The 18,694-nt window shown below is 43.0% G+C and carries 6 protein-coding genes; 4 read left to right on the top strand and 2 right to left on the bottom strand.

From position 1 onward, the window contains the following. Nucleotides 1-431 precede the first annotated feature (431 nt). On the bottom strand, nt 432-1,835 hold the full coding sequence (locus tag R7O03_RS00175; protein ID WP_005373437.1) for a PLP-dependent aminotransferase family protein: 1,404 nt from the start codon (nt 1,833-1,835) through the stop codon (nt 432-434). Between the two features lie 360 nt (nt 1,836-2,195). Between R7O03_RS00175 and ampC the strand changes: the two genes are divergently transcribed. After that, nucleotides 2,196-3,347 carry a class C beta-lactamase gene (gene ampC / locus R7O03_RS00170; protein WP_318131262.1) on the top strand — a complete coding sequence of 384 codons (1,152 nt, stop codon included), beginning with the start codon at nt 2,196-2,198 and terminating at the stop codon, nt 3,345-3,347. 94 nt (nt 3,348-3,441) lie between these two features. After that, on the top strand, nt 3,442-4,086 hold the full coding sequence (locus tag R7O03_RS00165; protein ID WP_031781261.1) for a CatB-related O-acetyltransferase: 645 nt from the start codon (nt 3,442-3,444) through the stop codon (nt 4,084-4,086). A gap of 335 nt (nt 4,087-4,421) precedes the next feature. Here the strand turns inward: R7O03_RS00165 and R7O03_RS00160 are convergent, their stop codons facing one another. Continuing rightward, entirely contained in the window at nt 4,422-5,417 is a 996-nt protein-coding gene (locus R7O03_RS00160) for a M23 family metallopeptidase (protein WP_318131260.1), read from the bottom strand. Between the two features lie 253 nt (nt 5,418-5,670). Here R7O03_RS00160 and R7O03_RS00155 point away from each other — a divergent pair, with 253 nt between their 5' ends. Next, entirely contained in the window at nt 5,671-16,212 is a 10,542-nt protein-coding gene (locus R7O03_RS00155) for a tandem large repeat (protein ID WP_318131259.1), read from the top strand. A 767-nt stretch (nt 16,213-16,979) separates the two neighbouring features. Continuing rightward, the gene (locus R7O03_RS00150; RefSeq protein ID WP_262592103.1) at nt 16,980-18,692 is read left to right on the top strand and encodes a hypothetical protein; all 1,713 of its coding nucleotides are present in this window, start codon (nt 16,980-16,982) and stop codon (nt 18,690-18,692) included. Nucleotides 18,693-18,694: the final 2 nt, after the last annotated feature.

Genomic DNA, 18,694 nt, shown 5'->3' with positions numbered 1-18,694 from the left:
TTGTGCTCTTTATTATGTAGGTCAATAGTCTATAACAAATCCTTAATTACCTTGAAGTCTTTTCTTCTTTAACATCTAGCGAAAGATAGTGTTTTGATAGAGTGTTAAACAGAACTTACGGTTCGATATTAGAAAAATAAGGTTCATTGAATGCTCGATGTGAACTTAACTTAAAAGAAGATGATTTACGCAATAGGGTTGTTGGTAGTGCTGCAAATGTCAGCGTGATACGTCGCTTTACTTTGAACCTAGTACGTTTACAGTCGAAGAAATATAGTGTTGGGGCTGAAGCCAAACCAAGCGTGTCAGAGCGACACAGTTCGTATTGAACCCTTATTGGGTTGAAAAGCGTTCCACGCTGGCTGTCGCCCTGATGCTGATAACTGCGACGATAAATTGATACCGAGCAAAACGATAATTTTATATCTGTTTTAATCCAATATTGATTGAATAATATCAAATGCTTTTTCTATTTTTTGGGTAGGAATAATGCCAAATCCAAATAAGAGGGCATTAGAATGATTGTTGATAGAAAAATGCGATGATGGGTAAACCGCTACATTTGATGAAGCAAATTTATTCATCATTTGTGTCGCGCATCCCGATACTTCAGCTGCTATATGCAATCCACCTTGGCTTGGAATACGTTGTAAGCAATCTATGTTGTCAATTAATTGAGTTAGCTTATTATACCTTTCGCTGTAGATTTTATTCATATTGAGTAAATGGTGAGAGAAATGACCGTCACGCATGAATTCGTCAAGTAGGATTTGAGACACTACAGATGTACTTCTTCCCAAGTGCCATAACATATTTGAAATTGGCTCTATTAAAGACTTTGGCGGAATCATATAGCCAATGCGTATGCCGGGAAATAGTATTTTAGAGAAACTGCCTATCATAACGACGCAGTCATTTTTGTCTTGTGACTTGAGAGCTTTCTTACTGGTATTGAGATAGTGATATTCCGAATCATAATCATCTTCGATAATGATTGCGTTATTAACTTCTGCCCATCTCAGCAGTTCTAACTTCCTGTCAGCTGAGTAGCTAAAGCCTAAAGGGAACTGATGACTAGGCGTTGTATAAATAATTTTGGCATTAGAAGGGATTGATTCAACGACAACACCTTGGTCGTCCATCGGCACGGAGCCTATTTGCGCGCCAAGTAATCGAGCTTGATTTCGAAAAACAGGATATCCTGGATCTTCCGTCGACACGAGATCCCCGGGAGAGAGTAATGTAAGGAGAGTCGTCATTATTGCCTGCTGGCACCCTTGAGTAATGATGATGTCTTCAGGGTCACAGATTACGCCTCTCGAGTGTCTCACATACTCGCAGATAGACTCTCGTAAACAAGCTAACCCTTGTAAATCACCGCCATGTGCAAACTCTGGAGTTAATGCATTGAGCCTACTCAGTCTTGAGTGTCGCCAAATATGCTTTGCTATTCTCTGATGATCAGGAACGCCTAAAGTGAAGTCATAGTCTAGATTCTTTGGTGCGATGATCTCTGGCTTCTTCGATGCGTTAGTGCCAAACACCCCTAGTTGGTAGTGTTTTATTGGTCTCTTATCTTGATTCACCGTTTGTTCTAGAGCATTACTTACGTACGTGCCAGACCCTGCCTTTTTTACTATCCACCCCTCGAACTGAAGTCGCTCATACACCGAAATGACAGTGTTTCTTGCTATGCCTAACTTTTTCGACAGCATGCGAGTTGATGGTAATCTCTCATTTGATCGTAATCTGCCTTCTAATATCCCTTGGTATATCTCGGAGTAAAGTTGTTGGCTGGTGACTTTTCCAGTTTCGAAGTGTAGTGAAAATGGCATCGTTTTCTCTGTAGACGTTGAAAAGTGGTTCTAAAGCGTTGTGAGGATGTGGATCTGTATATACCAAGTATATCTACCTAGTATACCGTTATCGTGATATGGAGAAAGCGTAATTGAGTACACTATTTCCCCATTTTGGAAACGGATGTTACTTACATTCGTATCTAACCGGCCTACCTATCAACGGTGATCAGGTTTAGACCTGTTTATATCGCACTAAAAATTTGAAGACACAGTGTTATTCATCGAGGGTTAACGATTGGAGTTCTTCAAGTCAGGATTACTTTTATATAAAAAGTTAAAAGCCTTGGAATAAACTAGAAATTAATTATAAGTTAAAATTAAAAAATTGAGGGTTCAATGAAGTTAAACAATGCCTTGCTGGCCATTTTATCGCTCACTTCTTTCGTCACGTTTGCGAAAACGGAGTTAACGGTTAGCAGTCAATTAAAGAGCGTAGTTGATGAATGCGCTAAAGGATTAATCAACGAATACGACATTCCGGGGTTGGCTGTTGCAGTAACGATTGATGGTAAACGTTATTTTTATAATTACGGTTTGGCTGACGTAAGTAAGGGGAGTTTAGTCACCAACGACACAATTTTTGAACTCGGCTCTATCAGTAAAACTTTTGCTGCTACTTTGACTGGGTACGCCCAAGAAAAAGGTAAGCTAGACATGGATGACAAGGTCAAAGATTATATTCCAGAATTAGAGAATAGTGCTCTGGGTAATACCAAGCTAGTTAATGTCGCCACCTACACTGCAGGTGGTCTACCATTGCAATTCCCTAGCGAAGTAACGAACGACGCTGAAATGATGCAGTACTACAAAACGTGGAAACCGGAGTACGAAGCCGGTACTAAGAGGAAGTACTCAAACCCTAGTATTGGTCTATTTGGCTACATCGGTGCCTTGAGTATGAAGTCAGACTATACGGAAATGATGGAAACCGTCATCCTGCCTGAGCTCGGTATGACCAATACCTTTGTCGATGTACCAAAGGATAAGCTTAACAACTATGCTTTTGGTTATAGTTCTGAGGGAAAACCCGTTAGAGTTAATCCAGGTATTCTTGATGCACAAGCCTATGGTATTAAATCAACAAGCTTAGATATGCTTCAATATATCGAAGCAAATATGGGTCAAGCGCAACTTAATACTGATATAGAAAATGCGCTAGAGAGAACTCATACTAAGTATTTTGATACCGACACGTTTACACAAGCCGTAGGATGGGAGGGTTATGATTACCCCGTTTCACTTTCGCAATTATTGAAGGGTAACTCCAGCGATGTAATTCTCAAAGCTAAACCGGTTCAAGCAAGTGTATCTGGTACTCTCGGTCGTGACGTTTGGTATAACAAAACGGGCTCAACAGGTGGCTTTGGGGCATATGTCGCGTATGTACCCTCTGGAAAAATAGGCATAGTGATTCTGGCGAATAAAAACTACCCTAATGCAGAAAGAGTAGAGGCTGCTTACCATATTATTAGCTCAGTGGTGAAGTGAATTTTAGTGGTAATAGGCACTACGTAATTATTAGAGCTTATTTAGATACATACTATCTGCAGTGTTTTATTCGATAGTATTTATAGGAGTATTCATGAAAACTAAGCATTGGTCTAAGGTGACTTTGCTACATGAAGCTGTTACGAACCCAAATATAACGATTAAAGGTAAACATAGTTATTACAGTGATTGTTGGGACGCCGGTTTTGAGGAGTCTGTTGTAAGATATCTACAAGGCGATGAGTTCAGCCGAGATTGGGAACCAAAATGGAAGATTGATAAGTTACATATAGGTGACTTTGTCTGTATTGCAGCGGAAGTTGTGATTGTTATGGGGGGAAACAGTACACATAGAGCTGATTGGTTCTCCTTGTACCCATTTATGGACTTTATTGAAGAAGCGTACGTCGGGAAAGGAGATACTCATATCGGCGATGGCGCCTGGCTCGGTATGCGATCCATGATAATGCCGGGTGTGACTATCGGAGAAGGAGCAATCGTTGCGGCAAACAGTGTGGTGACGAAAGATGTTGAGCCTTACAGTATGGTTGCGGGTTCACCAGCTAAGCATGTCAAATATCGCTTTTCTCGAGAGACGATAGACGAACTGCTTGCTCTTAGGATATATGATTGGCCTGATAAGAAAATCGACAGCCTGAAGAGATTTTTATGTTCAGACGATTTAGAAGGGCTGAGAAAGGCAAGCGCTGAATATGATAGAAACCATTCAGTGTCGTGACAACGTCACCATTTAAAAGGTCAGAAAGAGGCCATTGTTGGGCCTCTTTGTATTAAATATCTAGCCAATACAATGAGTAATCATTTTATTCTTTTATTGATTTTTTATGTGAATATGATAATGGCGCGTACCACTTGCGTTCAAGAACAAGAGGACAACGTGTTTGGTAAAGGGGAAACCGATGGAATATCGGGAAACTATAATTATTAAGAGCCGCATGTAGCGGCTCTTTTTGATCCTGAAATTGGTTAGTGGCGACAGACTACGAAGCGTTCAGAGGGTTGCGAGGACTCGCTTCAGATAAATGAAGAAAGAGCGAATCGAAGTGGATGTTGTTACCTGTTTGACTGCTCATACCGTTGCCATTCCGCTGTTAATTCTGCTTTTTCTTTTCTCGCTGCAATCAGCATTTCTATATTTACGTCAGTGTTTGGGTGCCTTTGAATGTATCGCTCGTAATCAACCGGAACACCATTGATGTGCAGTTCAAGATGTAAATGCGGCCCTGTTGTTCTTCCTGTGTTACCCGTTTTCCCTATCACTTGTCCTCGGCTGATCTTCTCACCAACATGGACGTTGCGCTGAGATAAGTGTAGGTAGCGTGATACAGAGCCATTTGTGTGGCGGATATTAATATAGTTGCCCGCAAAACGGTTGTAGCGGGACTTTAAAACGATGCCATCAGCAATACTACGAATCGGTGTACCTACAGGTGTGGCATAATCAGTGCCTAAGTGCGGAGTCGTTATATTGGTCACTGGATGTGTTCGCTTTAAGTCATAGTCAGAGCTCACTCTGTAGTTTTTATCAAAGGGTGAAGAAAACATGAACTGATTATTTATCGACACACCATGCTCATCAAATACGTTACCATGCTCATCAAATACGTTACCGTGACCATCATTGATAATAAATAAATCAGTTTTACTGCCTAAATAGTAAAAAGAACTAATGTAAGTTTCATTTTTACTATTTAATTTAGTTCTTAAGATAAAGTTATCACCTCTTTTAATAGAGTCAATAATATTAAACTTGCTTTTGATAAGTGCTAATAGCAAGTTGATCTCTTTTTGACTCACTCCTGATTTTAATAATGAAGCGACAAAAGAGTATTCAACAACACCGATAGTGATTTTTTGCCTACGAGTCTTCTTTTTAATTGATGGCTGCACATTCTCACTTTCGAATTCTAAAGGCTTGATGGTAGGTAGCCTATCCACAGGAGTGAGGAAGTAGTGAGAAAGCGATACGCTAATCAATATGATTAACGCAGTAGTGATAAGGGCTACGGTAGGAGCTTGCACACTCCTTTTTATTATTAAAATAGTCATTAGTTTTGTTGGTTTATCAATACTGACAGTTGTGCGTAGAGTATAATATTTTAAATAAAAACTAGCATTAAAGCATGAGTAATTCCTCTGTTTTAACTAAGTTAATGATTATAGGATGTAAAAATAATTTTAATAATTCAGTCAAAGTGACGGTTGGCTTGGTGTTTATGCCTATTTTGTTGGTGTTAATGTCACGTTGAGAAAATATTTTTCAATAATATAATCTCGGGAAAATATATTTTGCCAAATTACTATGTTCGCTAAAAATACGCTGAAATTAACATTAGGTCTTACGCTTACATCTCTTTTATTGAGTGCATGTGGTGGTGGTGATGGAGGAGACAACACACCTCCAGCTAGAAGCAAAGGAAGCATTTCCGGTATGGTGTTTGACGCCCCAGTCAATGGCGCCAAGATTGAGGTTTTCGAGTTCAAAAATGGAAACTTAGGTCGGAAGTTGGCTAACACGACGTCTGATGCCTTCGGAAACTATCTGCTAGAGTTTGAATCGTCGTCAATGCCTCTTTTTGTTGTTGCAAAAGAGGGGAGTTATACCGATCCGTTTACAAATGAAACGGTATCTGTGAGTAATGCGAAGACACTTAAATTTGAAGGTGTTGTGAACTTTAAAGAGGGGAGTGAGCAAAAGTTAATGCTTACTCCGCTGTCGAACTTGGCAGCAGGCTTGGCAAAGTACAAAATTTCTCAGGGGGCCACAGATGAGAGTGCCTTTTCAACCGCTTTGGATAGTATCAATAGCATGTATGGTTTTGACGTAAATGAGACCAAACCTATTGATATAACCAAAGGTGGGCAAAGCAGTTTTGCTAGTGCTGGGCATCAATACGGCGCTTTATTAACTGCATACTCGTCTTACTCTTACGATCTTATAAAAAAATACGGCAACAGCGATAACGTCTACACTTCAATGCATTTCGCTGACATCCAATATCGGGATGTTATTGCAGATGGTGTTCTTGATGGTCTTGAAGTGAGTCAGACTTCAGGAGCAGTGACTCCCCTCAGCTTTGGACAGAAAAAGATAAACAGCGACGTTTACACACGTGACTTATCTCAGCACGTTTTGATCGTGGTAAACGACCCAAGTATCAATATTTCTGGTACTGATGCTGCCGACTATGTCGACTTTAGTAAGAAGCTTAATGACTTAGGTACATATGGCAGTACAGATGGTGTCATTCCACCGCGAGATGGGACGGAGATCGATACCACAGCGCCTATCGTGACACGCATTGACCGTGATGTACTTGCAGGCACCGATAAAGTTGACCTAAAAATTGTTGATGATATCGGTGTAGAAGACGTATCCGCCTTTATTCAGTATCAGATTAATGGCTCTTGGTCTGGTGAATTTCAATGTAACGACATACAAGATTTTGGAAGCACATTCTGTTCGGTTGAATTTGATGATTTTGAAGTTGGCCTTCGAGAGACCAACGTTAAAGTTAACATTAATACCAAAGAGATCGATAGTGTAGATATGAACCCTGCCACAGGGCTCTCAAACGTAACAGCAGCACGGTTAGTCTTATATACAGCGGATGTACTGGGTAATGAGTTAATTCCAGGCAGCCATTCGGGTCTTCATATCAACTTTGAATGGGATAACGATGCGCCTGTTATCGATATTACATCGGCGAGTGCAATTAATAACCAACTTAAAGAATACGTTCTGAAAGGGGTTGTAAAAGAAAGCTCGCAAGAGATTAGTTCGGTCAGTATTTCATTTAAAGATGGCTTACATGAGGGCGTCACATGTTCTCCTGTCACTGTAGAGTCTGGAAATGCTTGTGAGTTTAGTAAGGCTTACCCAACTGATGAATTCCTATCTACGACGGTCTTTGAGGTTCGAGCGAAGGATAGCAAAGGGAATACGGGCGCTGCGCAGCATGCAGTAAGTCGTGACGATCAAGCGCCAGCACAGACGATAACCTATCCTGAAGGTACGTCAATGACGTACGTAAATGTGGGTTTAGATGGTGAACGAACCACTTACGATGGTATCTACTCTCAAGATACGTACACCCCAGACAATGTTCAAGCAAGCCGCGATTTCCTGAAGATTGACTATGCGTACGCAAGTTTAGGGATTCAGAACTCATTAAAAGGGATAGATTTTAGTAACTTCAACGCTAATTTATTGAAAGAGAATAAAATCCCTTATGTTCGTGTGAAAGTTTCAGACGTAAACACCGATACGGTTTTAGGCTCCAACGCTAATAAGCTTAAGCTCGTCGTCAAGTACTACGTAAGCCAAAACAACGATAACAACTACTCACTTCAGCAAGTTATTGACACAACCGCATCCGATGACGATTACATCGCAAAAATTCCGCACGAAACGCTGTTAGATAGCAATGGGCGAGTAGAGGATGTCATCTATTACATTCCTTTTGTAAGAGATATTTTGGGTGACAGCTTTAAATCGGTATCAGAAAACAGTAGTCAAAAGTTAGTCATTCAAACCGTCGATGAGTCTGATAACGAAAGCACTCCAAGAGAAGTATATTTTAGAAGTAGCTTTGACCTACCAACCATAAAAGTGGTGACACCATTTATTGGTGCGCGAGCTCAACTTGAAGGGTTGAGCCCAAGTGGTGAATTCACTTCACTTGCAAGTTGTACCACTATCCAGCAACTGGAAAGTGACCAGTCCATGGCTCTTGACGTAGCGAGCTGTGAAACCACAACTGACGTAGTGAATTATGATTTCATGCGTGTTCGTTTAATTGGTATCGAAGGCAGTGAGCCATACTATTACCAATGGAAAAGAGATCCAGGGACCAAGAAAGTAACGGTTGACTTAAACAAGGCCAATATTGGTGTGTATTTTAAGCTCAAAGGTTCTCAAACTTACTATATTACTGAACTATCGACATATCAGACTGGTTTGTTTGATTTCCAGTGGGATCAAGTGACAGCGGGAGAGAAAACTTCAGAACGTGCGATTCAAATTCTTGATGAGGTGCGCTACGCGTTATCAGGTACGAATAACAACTCATTCTTTGGGTTTGACCCAACGGTTGTGTCTTATGCAACCAATGAAATGCTTACGACTAAAGCGATTCCAGACAAGCCATCAAATGACTATCTACACCGATTCCTTGTTGAAGCAATTGATAGTATTGCCGAGATAATGCCAAGAAATAACTCATTAGATTTTGCATCTGCTATTTACGATGATTTTAGCTACGATGGAAAAGCAAATGGTGTAGGGGCCGGAGGAAGTCAAGTTACGCTCGATTCTTACACGTTTGGCGCTGAAACTTACCGAAAAGATCTGGCGCAATCGTATTATGAAATCATGGCGAGCAAATACGGTATTGAGACCAATATCGCGCAGCTCTATGCTGATGATATTTCGATGGCTAATCCTGACTTAAATGGTAAGAACATTTTTGATACAGAGGGTAGCAGTATCGATACCTTGCCGCCGCAGCCAAAATTAACCATTGAAAGCGGTAGAGAGACGATGGTTGGTAATAGGCTTTATATCGCTGGCGAGGTTGTTTCTAAAATTGTCCTAGACGATCCTTCTGGTATTGTAGGAACCGACGCTCACGGCCCGAAGTTTAGCACGATGTGGTATCAAGCCAATGAGCCAAATATTGAAATACCACTGGACATCAACATCGTAGAAAACTCAGACAGCAGCAATGCTTATCGAAAAGAGTACTTCTTCACCCTTAACTCCCAGTCTAGTGAACTAAAAGATATTATAGAGTTTGCCGTGGAGACCAGTGCTATGGACCCACATGGCAATGCGTATGGTTATAATGGTAAATCTCCGTTTATAGAATCGGTGTTTATTGATAACGATTTCCCTAAGGCCAGTTACCTTCCACCCAATGATGTCGATGGTAAACCTGTAGAAAACGGTATTTATTTAAATGCGAACAATACTCATGAATTAACCTTCAAGGTTGAGGATATTGTTGGTGATAAGCTTGCCTCGAGGGGCCTTGTTTTCTACCAGCAAACCGGTGAAAAAGTAACATACACACCAGAAAACTTTGCAAGTAACTCGAAAGACGCGTTTAAAGTCAAACTATGTACGGGCGAGATATGTTCAAATCAAGGCTCTACGATTTATCCTGGTGATGGAGATTGGTTAGTTGTTGCAGCAGCAGAGGACAACTTAGGTAACTCCGTTTCAGAGTTAACTAGCACCGCTCCGAGATTCAATATTCGTATCGACTCTGAAGCCCCTATTGTAAAAAGTGAGCAGGTTCAAAGCCGTTTAGGTGGTAGTAACCAATGGGCACCTGTCATTGATTGGGGGACGTTAAGCTCTGGCAATAACGTAAAAATAGATTTGCGCCGCGGATCTGGTCAGGCTCTGACATTAGAAAGCTGTGACCCTCTAACAGAGGCGTGTGACGTACCATACCTAGTTGGTGAACAGCCTGACGTCAAAGTCCAACTGGTTTCAAAAGCATTTGATTACGATGAATGGAATGAGTTTTACGTCACTGCGACGGACAACGCTTACCCTGCCAATGTCAGTACAACAGGGAAATTCACATTCCAAGTCGATAACAAAGGCCCTGAAATCATCCTAAATACACCTTGGGTTGAAGACACATTGTCCAAAGAGAACTATGTCATAGGGCGTGAGTTCAACGTGCGATTTAAATCCGTAATAGACGATTCAGACCTTGAGCAAGTCTCGCTGTATCAAAGTGGTAAAGATTCGCCAATTAAGACAATTGTGCCAACGGATTCATCTAAAGAGTTTGTCATGTCTCTTATCAAGAGTGACACAGATAAAATAGACATTTCTGAAGATGAAAAAACAACGTCATTGTATGTAAAAGCAACCGATATTTATGGTTTTGAGTCTAGTTCTAACACGCACAAGGTTATTCTTGATCGTGATGGGCCAACATTAGGCTTAAGTGGTTTCAATGCGAATGACTACTACTTAGGTAACTATGTCTTTGACCTAACGGCGCTAGACCTAAATGCAAACGGTGATGTTTCAATTAATGGCGTAAATCGAGAAAGCCTAGAGTATTGGACGTTTAGCGATCTGGAACCATTACCTGGCTCTCCCGGTACAAAAATCAATGAGGATCTCAAAGTGAGCCTTGGTGATTTAGGTACGGGTACACACAAGGTTCGTTTAAAAGGGTCTGATGTTCGTGGCAACACAACCTTAACCAGTGATGAGCAAGATTTTACCGTCAAAGTGTACAACTCAATCCCGCAGGTGACGCTGGCGATGAGTTACACGGATGGAACGCCAATTACAAACAACACCATCTATCAAGATGGAAATATCGTACTGACGCTTGATATTGTTGATGATAGTGGCGTTGATCGAATTGACTCAACTTATAGATTCTCTGGAGAGCAAAACGGGACTAACTTTACGTTCTCAGAAACCGCAGATGGCACTTGGACTGCAACGTTGCTTTCTACACAAATTGCCAAAGATGGTAATTATGAACTTGATATCAAAGTTTATAACAAAGTTCGTTACCTTGATGAAAAAGACCGAAAGGTTGGAAAAGTAAACCAAACCTTTAGCGTACAGCGTGAAGGCGTGGTTCTAACAGTTGAAAGCCCGCTGGACTTCCAAAATTACTTATCTGATGGTGTTCTTGATGTCACCTTTACTACATTGAGTGCGGTCAAAGCCAAAACGTTAGAGTGTTGGGTTCGTGAAGAATACAACTCTCTAGATGCGCCACCAACTAATGAGCAACCAACTTCTGGTGTTATCAACGTATCGCAAGAACCTTACAGTTGTAGTGTCAATGTTGGGCAAAACATGACCAAAGCACCTGTTACTTTGATCACTAAAACCTTGGGTACAAATGGGCGTGAAACGATCAACAAGTTCAATTTCTCGATGGTGGATATTGATGCACCGACAGTCGTAGATGGTAACTCATACAGTTTTAAAGGAAGTGATGTTTGGTTTGATGAAGCTTTGAAGAAGAAGATGCTCACATTTGAGCTCTCTTTCAATGATGCTTTATCAGGCGTGAATACCGAAAGTTCAGATGAATATCCAAAGTTGGTTCGTAATCTTGGCAACAAAGCTTATACACCAACGACTTGTGCCAAAGGTGTTGGAAATATCAAGTGTACGTATTCTGAATCCTATGCCGATATTATTGATGGCCTGAGTACAACTCAAGAATACAAAATCAAGAACTTATCTGATTTAGCAGGAAACTTGACGCCAGAGCACGATCTACTGCTTGAATTACCTAAAGGTTCGGTAGTCGTTGAAATTACTGATCCGGTTGGAAACACAACCATTAATGGTCAGCAGCTTGTCGCCAAATTCAGAATTAAGCTGTATGAAAACTCTAGACTAGACAATGTGATGGCCAGGTTTGGAACGGAATCCTACAACTATAAAGATAATCCGGAGAAGTTTGCACAATTAGAGGTGTGTGCAGATGATCCAACCTACAAGTGTTCAACATTTACAAGTGAACTTCCTAGCGATGCGGATGGAAAAACGATCAGGACAACGATTACCGCAACGGATGTGTGGTCGAGAGTCGGTGAAGCGACCGTTGATATTAAAGTTGACAACACATCTCCAAGTGTTGGCGATGAGATTATCGTAACCGAATCGCCAACAAATCCTGATAATGTTCGTTTTCGTTTTGACATAACGGACACTGGTAGCAGCCTGGCAACAGTAAACTACTCGGTTTTAAACCCGAGTTATCAAGAAGAAAGAGTAGAGGATGGGAATGGTTCATCTACGTACTTTGAACTACCGAAATCTCAGTTAGAGGGGCGTGGTTCAATCACAGTAGACATCAAAGCGACAGATAGCGTCGGACTGTATTCTGATATCAGAAAAGTCATTGATATTAGTGTTCCTAAAGTCACAGTTGATTTCGATGGAATTACGAGTTTGCAGGGTGGGAAACTGTTTTTAACCAAGGCAAGCCAGCCGTTTACGGTATCTACGGTGGAAGGAGAAAGAGTGAAAGCTTCACAATATTCTGTGGAGCTTATTCCAAGCCTCGGTGATTCCTTGCGTTACTCAGGTGATGTTATCTCATCTAGTGGTAATGGAATGATGAACTTTGCCGTCGATAACCAAGGGTCATATACCCTTAAGGTGACGGTGACGGACTCAGTTGGAAGAGAGAATACAAGCTTTGAATTACTAGGCAAAAGTTATGATGGAAAGGTTATCGAATCTATTGTTGATTATGACGCTCCAAGTATTTCGGGCTTAAGTGCTAATCAAACCTCTAAGGTGCCGACAAACGATAAGTATCAACTAGAAATTAGTGCATACATTACAGATAAAAATTTAAATCTCGTCACGTCAAAAGCGGTGAGTGGTGGTAGCACAGTGGTTCCTCAAGCGATTACTGAGCCGACAACCGAAGCGGGGCCTTATGTCATCAGCTATTTGTTACCGAAAGGCGATCATACGATCACGGTGGCAGCAACAGACAAGGTGGATAACAAGAGTGAAAGTTCTATTGATGCGCATGTGGAAGCGGCAACCGTTCCCGGGCTAAGTATCTCTACCGCCTCAAGCGCCCCTCTTTTTGGAGGCGAAGAGATTACGCTTGCGTTTAACTTTACAGAAGAAGTTACGAACTTTGATATCTCAGATGTCCATCTTGTCGCTAGTGATAGCGGTGCAACAGGAACGTTAAAACAAGATACTTGGTCGACTTCAGATAATATTACGTGGACGGTTAACTATGTCAGCCCAGAAAAACAAGATAAAAACATAACAATACAGGTAGAGGATGATAGCTACCAAAGTACCAACACCATTCCTGGAAAGGGAAGCAGTTTAAGTATCGCGGTTGAAGGAACCTTACCAAAACTAACCAATGTGACATTTAACCCCGAGCATCAGAGCGTGGGGCAAAGCGTGAGTGTCTCGCTTGAGTTTGATAAAGAGCTCCAAGAGGCGACCGCTACGCTTGGCGGCAATCGCATTAGTTCTCTATCAGCAACGGTAGATAAAAAGGTCTGGGTTGGTGATGTACAAGTTCCGAGCACCGCGCTGTTAAGTGTCGACTTGGTTGTTAGTCAGTTTAAAGATTTGACTGGCAACATAGGTGAGGATAACACCGCTCACGAATTGCCGATCACGCCAACCTTAGCTATTACGCCAGTGGGCAATGTGGATGAAACGCATGCCACCAAGCTACAATTCGAAGGTACGTCGACACGTTTTGATGGCCAGTCCCTGCGTCTTGAAGTGAAAGCCCAAGGCAGCGCGACGGTACTAAAAAGCAGCAGCGCGACAGTACAAGCCGGTGGCACTTGGACCAGTGACGCGATTGATATGAGTCATCAAACCAATGGCACTTATACCGTGATGGTGACGGGGACGAACTCAGCGGGTATTGAAGTGAGTGAAAGCCAGAGCTTTACACTGGCGCAATCTCTGCCAACACTGACTAACGTGACGTTTACGCCTGAGCACCAAGCCATCGGCCAAAGCGTGACGGTGACGCTGGAATTCGATAAAGATCTGCAATCCGCTGTGGCGGAGTTAGGTGGCACGACGATCACTTCATTAGTGGCAACCGCGGACCCAAGTGTTTGGACTGGTGATGTGGTGGTACCAAGCACGTCAGAGCTGAATGTGACGTTGCTTGTTCGTGACTACCAAGACTTCTCAGGGAATACCGGTAGCCAGAACACGGCTTACTCCATGCCGATCACACCAACCTTAGCTATTACGCCAGTGGGTAATGTGGATGAAGCGCATGCCGCCACGCTACAATTTGAAGGTACGTCGACACGTTTTGATGGTCAGTCCCTGCGTCTTGAAGTGAAAGCCCAAGGCGGCGCGACGGTATTGAAAAGCAGCAGCGCAACGGTACAAGCCGGTGGCACTTGGACCAGTGACGCGATTGATATGAGTCATCAAACCAATGGCACTTACATCGTGATGGTGACGGGGACGAACTCAGCGGGCATTGAAGTGAGTGAAAGTCAGAGCTTTACACTGGCGCAATCTCTGCCAACGCTGACTAACGTGACGTTTACGCCTGAGCACCAAGCCATCGGCCAAAGCGTGACGGTAACGCTGGAATTCGATAAAGATCTGCAGTCCGCCGCGGCGGAGTTAGGTGGCACGACGATCACCTCATTAGTGGCAACCGCGGACCCAAGCGTTTGGACTGGTGATGTGGTGGTACCAAGTACGTCGGAGCTCAATGTGGCGTTGCTTGTTCGTGACTACCAAGACTTATCAGGGAATACCGGTAGCCAGAGCACGGCTTACTCCATGCCGATCACGCCGATCTTAGCCATCACGCCGGTGGGCAGTGTGGATGAAACGCTTGCCGCCACGCTACAATTCGAAGGCACGTCGACACGTTTTGACGGCCAGTCCCTGCGTCTTGAAGTGAAAGCCCAAGGCAGCGCGACGGTACTAAAAAGCAGCAGTGCAACGGTACAAGCTGGTGGCACTTGGGTCAGTGACGCAATGGATATGAGTCACCAAACCAATGGCACTTATACTGTGATGGTGACGGGGACGAACTCAGCGGGCATTGAAGTGAGTGAAAGCCAGAGCTTTACACTGGCGCAGTCTCTGCCAACGCTGACTAACGTGACGTTTACGCCTGAGCACCAAGCCATCGGCCAAAGCGTGACGGTAACGCTAGAATTCGATAAAGATCTGCAATCCGCCTCAGCGGAGTTAGGTGGCACGACGATCACCTCGTTAGTGGCAACCGCGGACCCAAGTGTTTGGACTGGTGATGTAGTGGTACCAGACTCGTCAGAGCTGAATGTGGCGTTACTAGTTCGTGACTACCAAGACTTATCAGGAAACACCGGTAGCCAGAGCACGGCTTACTCCATGCCGATCACGCCGACCTTAGCCATCACGCCAGTGGGCAATGTGGATGAAACGCATGCCGCCACGCTACAATTCGAAGGCACGTCGACACGTTTTGACGGTCAGTCCCTGCGTCTTGAAGTAAAGGCCCAAGGCAGCGCGACGGTATTGAAAAGCAGCAGTGCGACGGTACAAGCCGGTGGCAATTGGACCAGTGACGCGATTGATATGAGTCACCAAACCAACGGCACTTACACCGTGATGGTGACGGGGACGAACTCAGCGGGCATTGAAGTGAGTGAAAGCCAGAGCTTTACACTGGCGCAGTCTCTGCCAACGCTGACTAACGTGACGTTTACGCCTGAGCACCAAGCCATCGGCCAAAGCGTGACGGTGACGCTGGAATTCGATAAAGATCTGCAATCCGCTGTGGCGGAGTTAGGTGGCACGACGATCACTTCATTAGTGGCAACCGCGGACCCAAGTGTTTGGACTGGTGATGTGGTGGTACCAAGCACGTCAGAGCTGAATGTGACGTTGCTTGTTCGTGACTACCAAGACTTATCAGGGAATACCGGTAGTCAGAACACGGCTTACTCCATGCCAATTACACCGACAATACACCTAGACGTTATCAACGATGTTACTGGAGTGGAAAGCGTGACAGTAAGTGGCAGCAGTGAACGGTTTGAAGATGGTGAGTTCATAGATATCAAAGCAGTCGACGCTGATGGTGCAGAAGCCACAGGCATGGCTACCGTGCTTTCAGACTCATGGACAACTGATTTAGACCTTTCAGGACTGAAGGAGGGGGTAGTGACGATTTATGTAAATGGTACCAACAAGCTTTCCACCTCTGCCGAAGAGGCTCAAGCAACATTTAACTATGATCGTTTCGCAAGTACAGCCTCCTTAGTTGCTGTTTACAACCGATATTTTAGTGAGAACAAAACTTTAAAAAATGCGGCATAAATAAAGCGAGCGTTTAGCTCGCTTTATTTCTTTGGGACTTTTTGTGATATTCATCAAAATAATTGCCTTTATTGATAAGTTACTCGAATTAATGAATCGTCTTAATACAAGGCTGAATAACTATAATAACTAGGCCAATGTTGCTTTTAGGTGTGTATGACGTGATTGTGATGGTCGCTCGGCAGGTGCTGTGGTGAATGTGTCGCGTTGAAAATCTTTTTAAATATTATATATTTACGCTCGTTTCTATACTCTGAGTATAGTGTTCTGCATGAGGTCGATGGGTAATACCTCACCTCTTTAACTCGCGATGAAGCAAATTTAATCCTAGCAAGCTTCAGAGCAGTTACTTTTGTGAGTGCGTAATGCGCTCACCTTTTTATTTAAACTTCCTCAGTAACAGTCAATTTGTTGTTTGTTGCTGAGGAGGGCACCTCATAAACTTCTGAATTTCCTCGTGCTTACCTGAAGCGCACGTTACTACGATTTTTGTTAACTTCAGTCCATAAATTAAATTTTTTTAGATAGTAAGATTTTACCATTTTGACAGAGTGGGTGATGTTACTGGCTTTTATTGTGGTCAAATCGCATGTTTTAATAGTAAAAATCACCATTTTTTTGGTGTTTTTGATTTCGGGCGATTTTTCTATCTCGTTGAAAATAAATGGCTAAGTAAGTAGGATACGCAGACCAAATCGTACTTGTAAGCCTTATCAGCTTAATTGTCACCGCAGCCATATTTACGATGTTGGTTGTGGAGAATTCAAATGCATTTAGTTTGCAAATTTATACCTAGCTCGAAGCTATCCTCCAACGAGCTATCTTATGTTCTTACACCGGACGAGTGTATAGGACAGCTTTCGCGTTTGCGAAATTCAGATGACATCCTTAGAAACCTCCCTAAAGAATTGGCGCAAAAGATTTCCATCTCTGCCAAAAAAACAACCAGCGCATTACTAGCTGCTATAAGAATCGAATTGGGAAAAGGCAATTGGGTGTCATTATCTACCGTTGCACGTCGGTCGCCATTGACGGACTCTCAGCTGCAAAGCTTCCCTAGACTTAAATCACTCGTTGACTCTGTACCTGCTTCGAATGAAAGCAAAGCTTTTAAAGCAGGATACAAGCAGGTTACCGACGATGTTGCTTTAGTTCGTAGTTACACGCATGTCCCCTCTGAGCCAAGCCCAGATCAAAAAATCGTTGTCGAGTTTGCAGGGCAGTGGTCTAGCAACGCGGCATGTTTGATGTTGGGAAAAACCGAAGCTCAAAAAGAAAAAGTGACTGTAGGCAAGGCTGATACAGAAAACAAACACCGCAGCCTCGCGACATTTAAAGATCTCGAAGCTGAGGGCAAAACGCTCTATATCAAAATCCCTTGCACTGACCAGCCTCAGCCAATCCTGCTTAAACTCGCCGAAGACCTGCAACCCGTTGATAAAGAAACTCAGATGGATGAGTGGGATAACGTGTTAGTGCCTGTGCTACCTATGCTAGAGGGCACAAATGGACATGAGTTGGTTGCAGAAGGTTATTTCTATGTAATCTGGAATAACAAAGTTTGGCGAGAGGTTGAAGTTACAACAAAAGGCTACTTTGCTGATGTCGATTTAGAGTACTACAGAAATAATGATCCTGAATCCTCGATGAAAACACGACATGTCAACATTGATGGGGCAAACCTTGTACCAGACTACTATATTGGCGAAGAACCATTTGAGATTTATCAATCCGGTCAGAAAGTGTATTCGGGACATCTAAGCCTTGATCAAGGTGCTAGGGTATTCCGCCTTGTAGATGAGGAAGTAGATGTTGTTTTTCCAGAATTAGATATTGATCCTATCACTGTTAAAACGGCGCTAAGCCCTTATAAAGCTGGCAAAGATGGTTTGCGTATTGCACAAGGTGTTCCTCTACCGCATATTTGGGTGCCATATAAAGTCGCGGGAGAAGTACAAGAATGTTATATCCATTATTCCGAGTTGGCTTTGACAAACACGGAACTGTCTGAGCTAGAGAGTGATCCTGCTTCAATTGCTAAGTCTCTTTCAGAGTTGCAAATATACTCCTCATCCCAAAGCTTTGATAATGCGGGTGAGAATATTATTCCAGTTTCCGGTACCGCATCGACAGGGACTGGCAGTGGAATCATCAACGAACATAAAGAAAGCAATATCGCGGGGCTTAAGTTGGCTCCAAGAGGCGCTTTGCCTTCTATACGTTACCTTCACGAGCCTTTGACAGATCAACCGGACGATTTCTTTGGGCTTCGTAACATAGAACACGATTGGATTCACAAATCGTACTTTCGTTCAGCGATGAAAGACGACGATGGTTATATGACGCTGCGTTTTGCATTCCCGCCGGCAGAGGTCAAGAACGTCGATATTGTTCGAGGTGTTCATTCGAGCCTCTCCACCGGTAGCCAACGTCTTGTTGTTGTAGAAGAAAATGTACCCATTTCAGAATTGCTAGGTTAAAC

The sequence above is a fragment of the Vibrio sp. Vb2960 genome, assembly GCF_033337665.1.
Lineage (GTDB): Bacteria > Pseudomonadota > Gammaproteobacteria > Enterobacterales > Vibrionaceae > Vibrio > Vibrio alginolyticus.
Note: the sequence above shows the minus strand (reverse complement) of the source record. Positions and strands in the feature narration are given on the sequence as shown.

Bases quoted from the DNA above. Each gene is read 5' to 3' on its own strand.
- R7O03_RS00175 (WP_005373437.1), bottom strand. From the start codon at position 1,835: ATGCCATTTTCACTACACTTCGAAACTGGAAAAGTCACCAGCCAACAA.
- ampC (WP_318131262.1), top strand. From the start codon at position 2,196: ATGAAGTTAAACAATGCCTTGCTGGCCATTTTATCGCTCACTTCTTTC.
- R7O03_RS00165 (WP_031781261.1), top strand. From the start codon at position 3,442: ATGAAAACTAAGCATTGGTCTAAGGTGACTTTGCTACATGAAGCTGTT.
- R7O03_RS00160 (WP_318131260.1), bottom strand. From the start codon at position 5,417: ATGACTATTTTAATAATAAAAAGGAGTGTGCAAGCTCCTACCGTAGCC.
- R7O03_RS00155 (WP_318131259.1), top strand. From the start codon at position 5,671: ATGTTCGCTAAAAATACGCTGAAATTAACATTAGGTCTTACGCTTACA.
- R7O03_RS00150 (WP_262592103.1), top strand. From the start codon at position 16,980: ATGCATTTAGTTTGCAAATTTATACCTAGCTCGAAGCTATCCTCCAAC.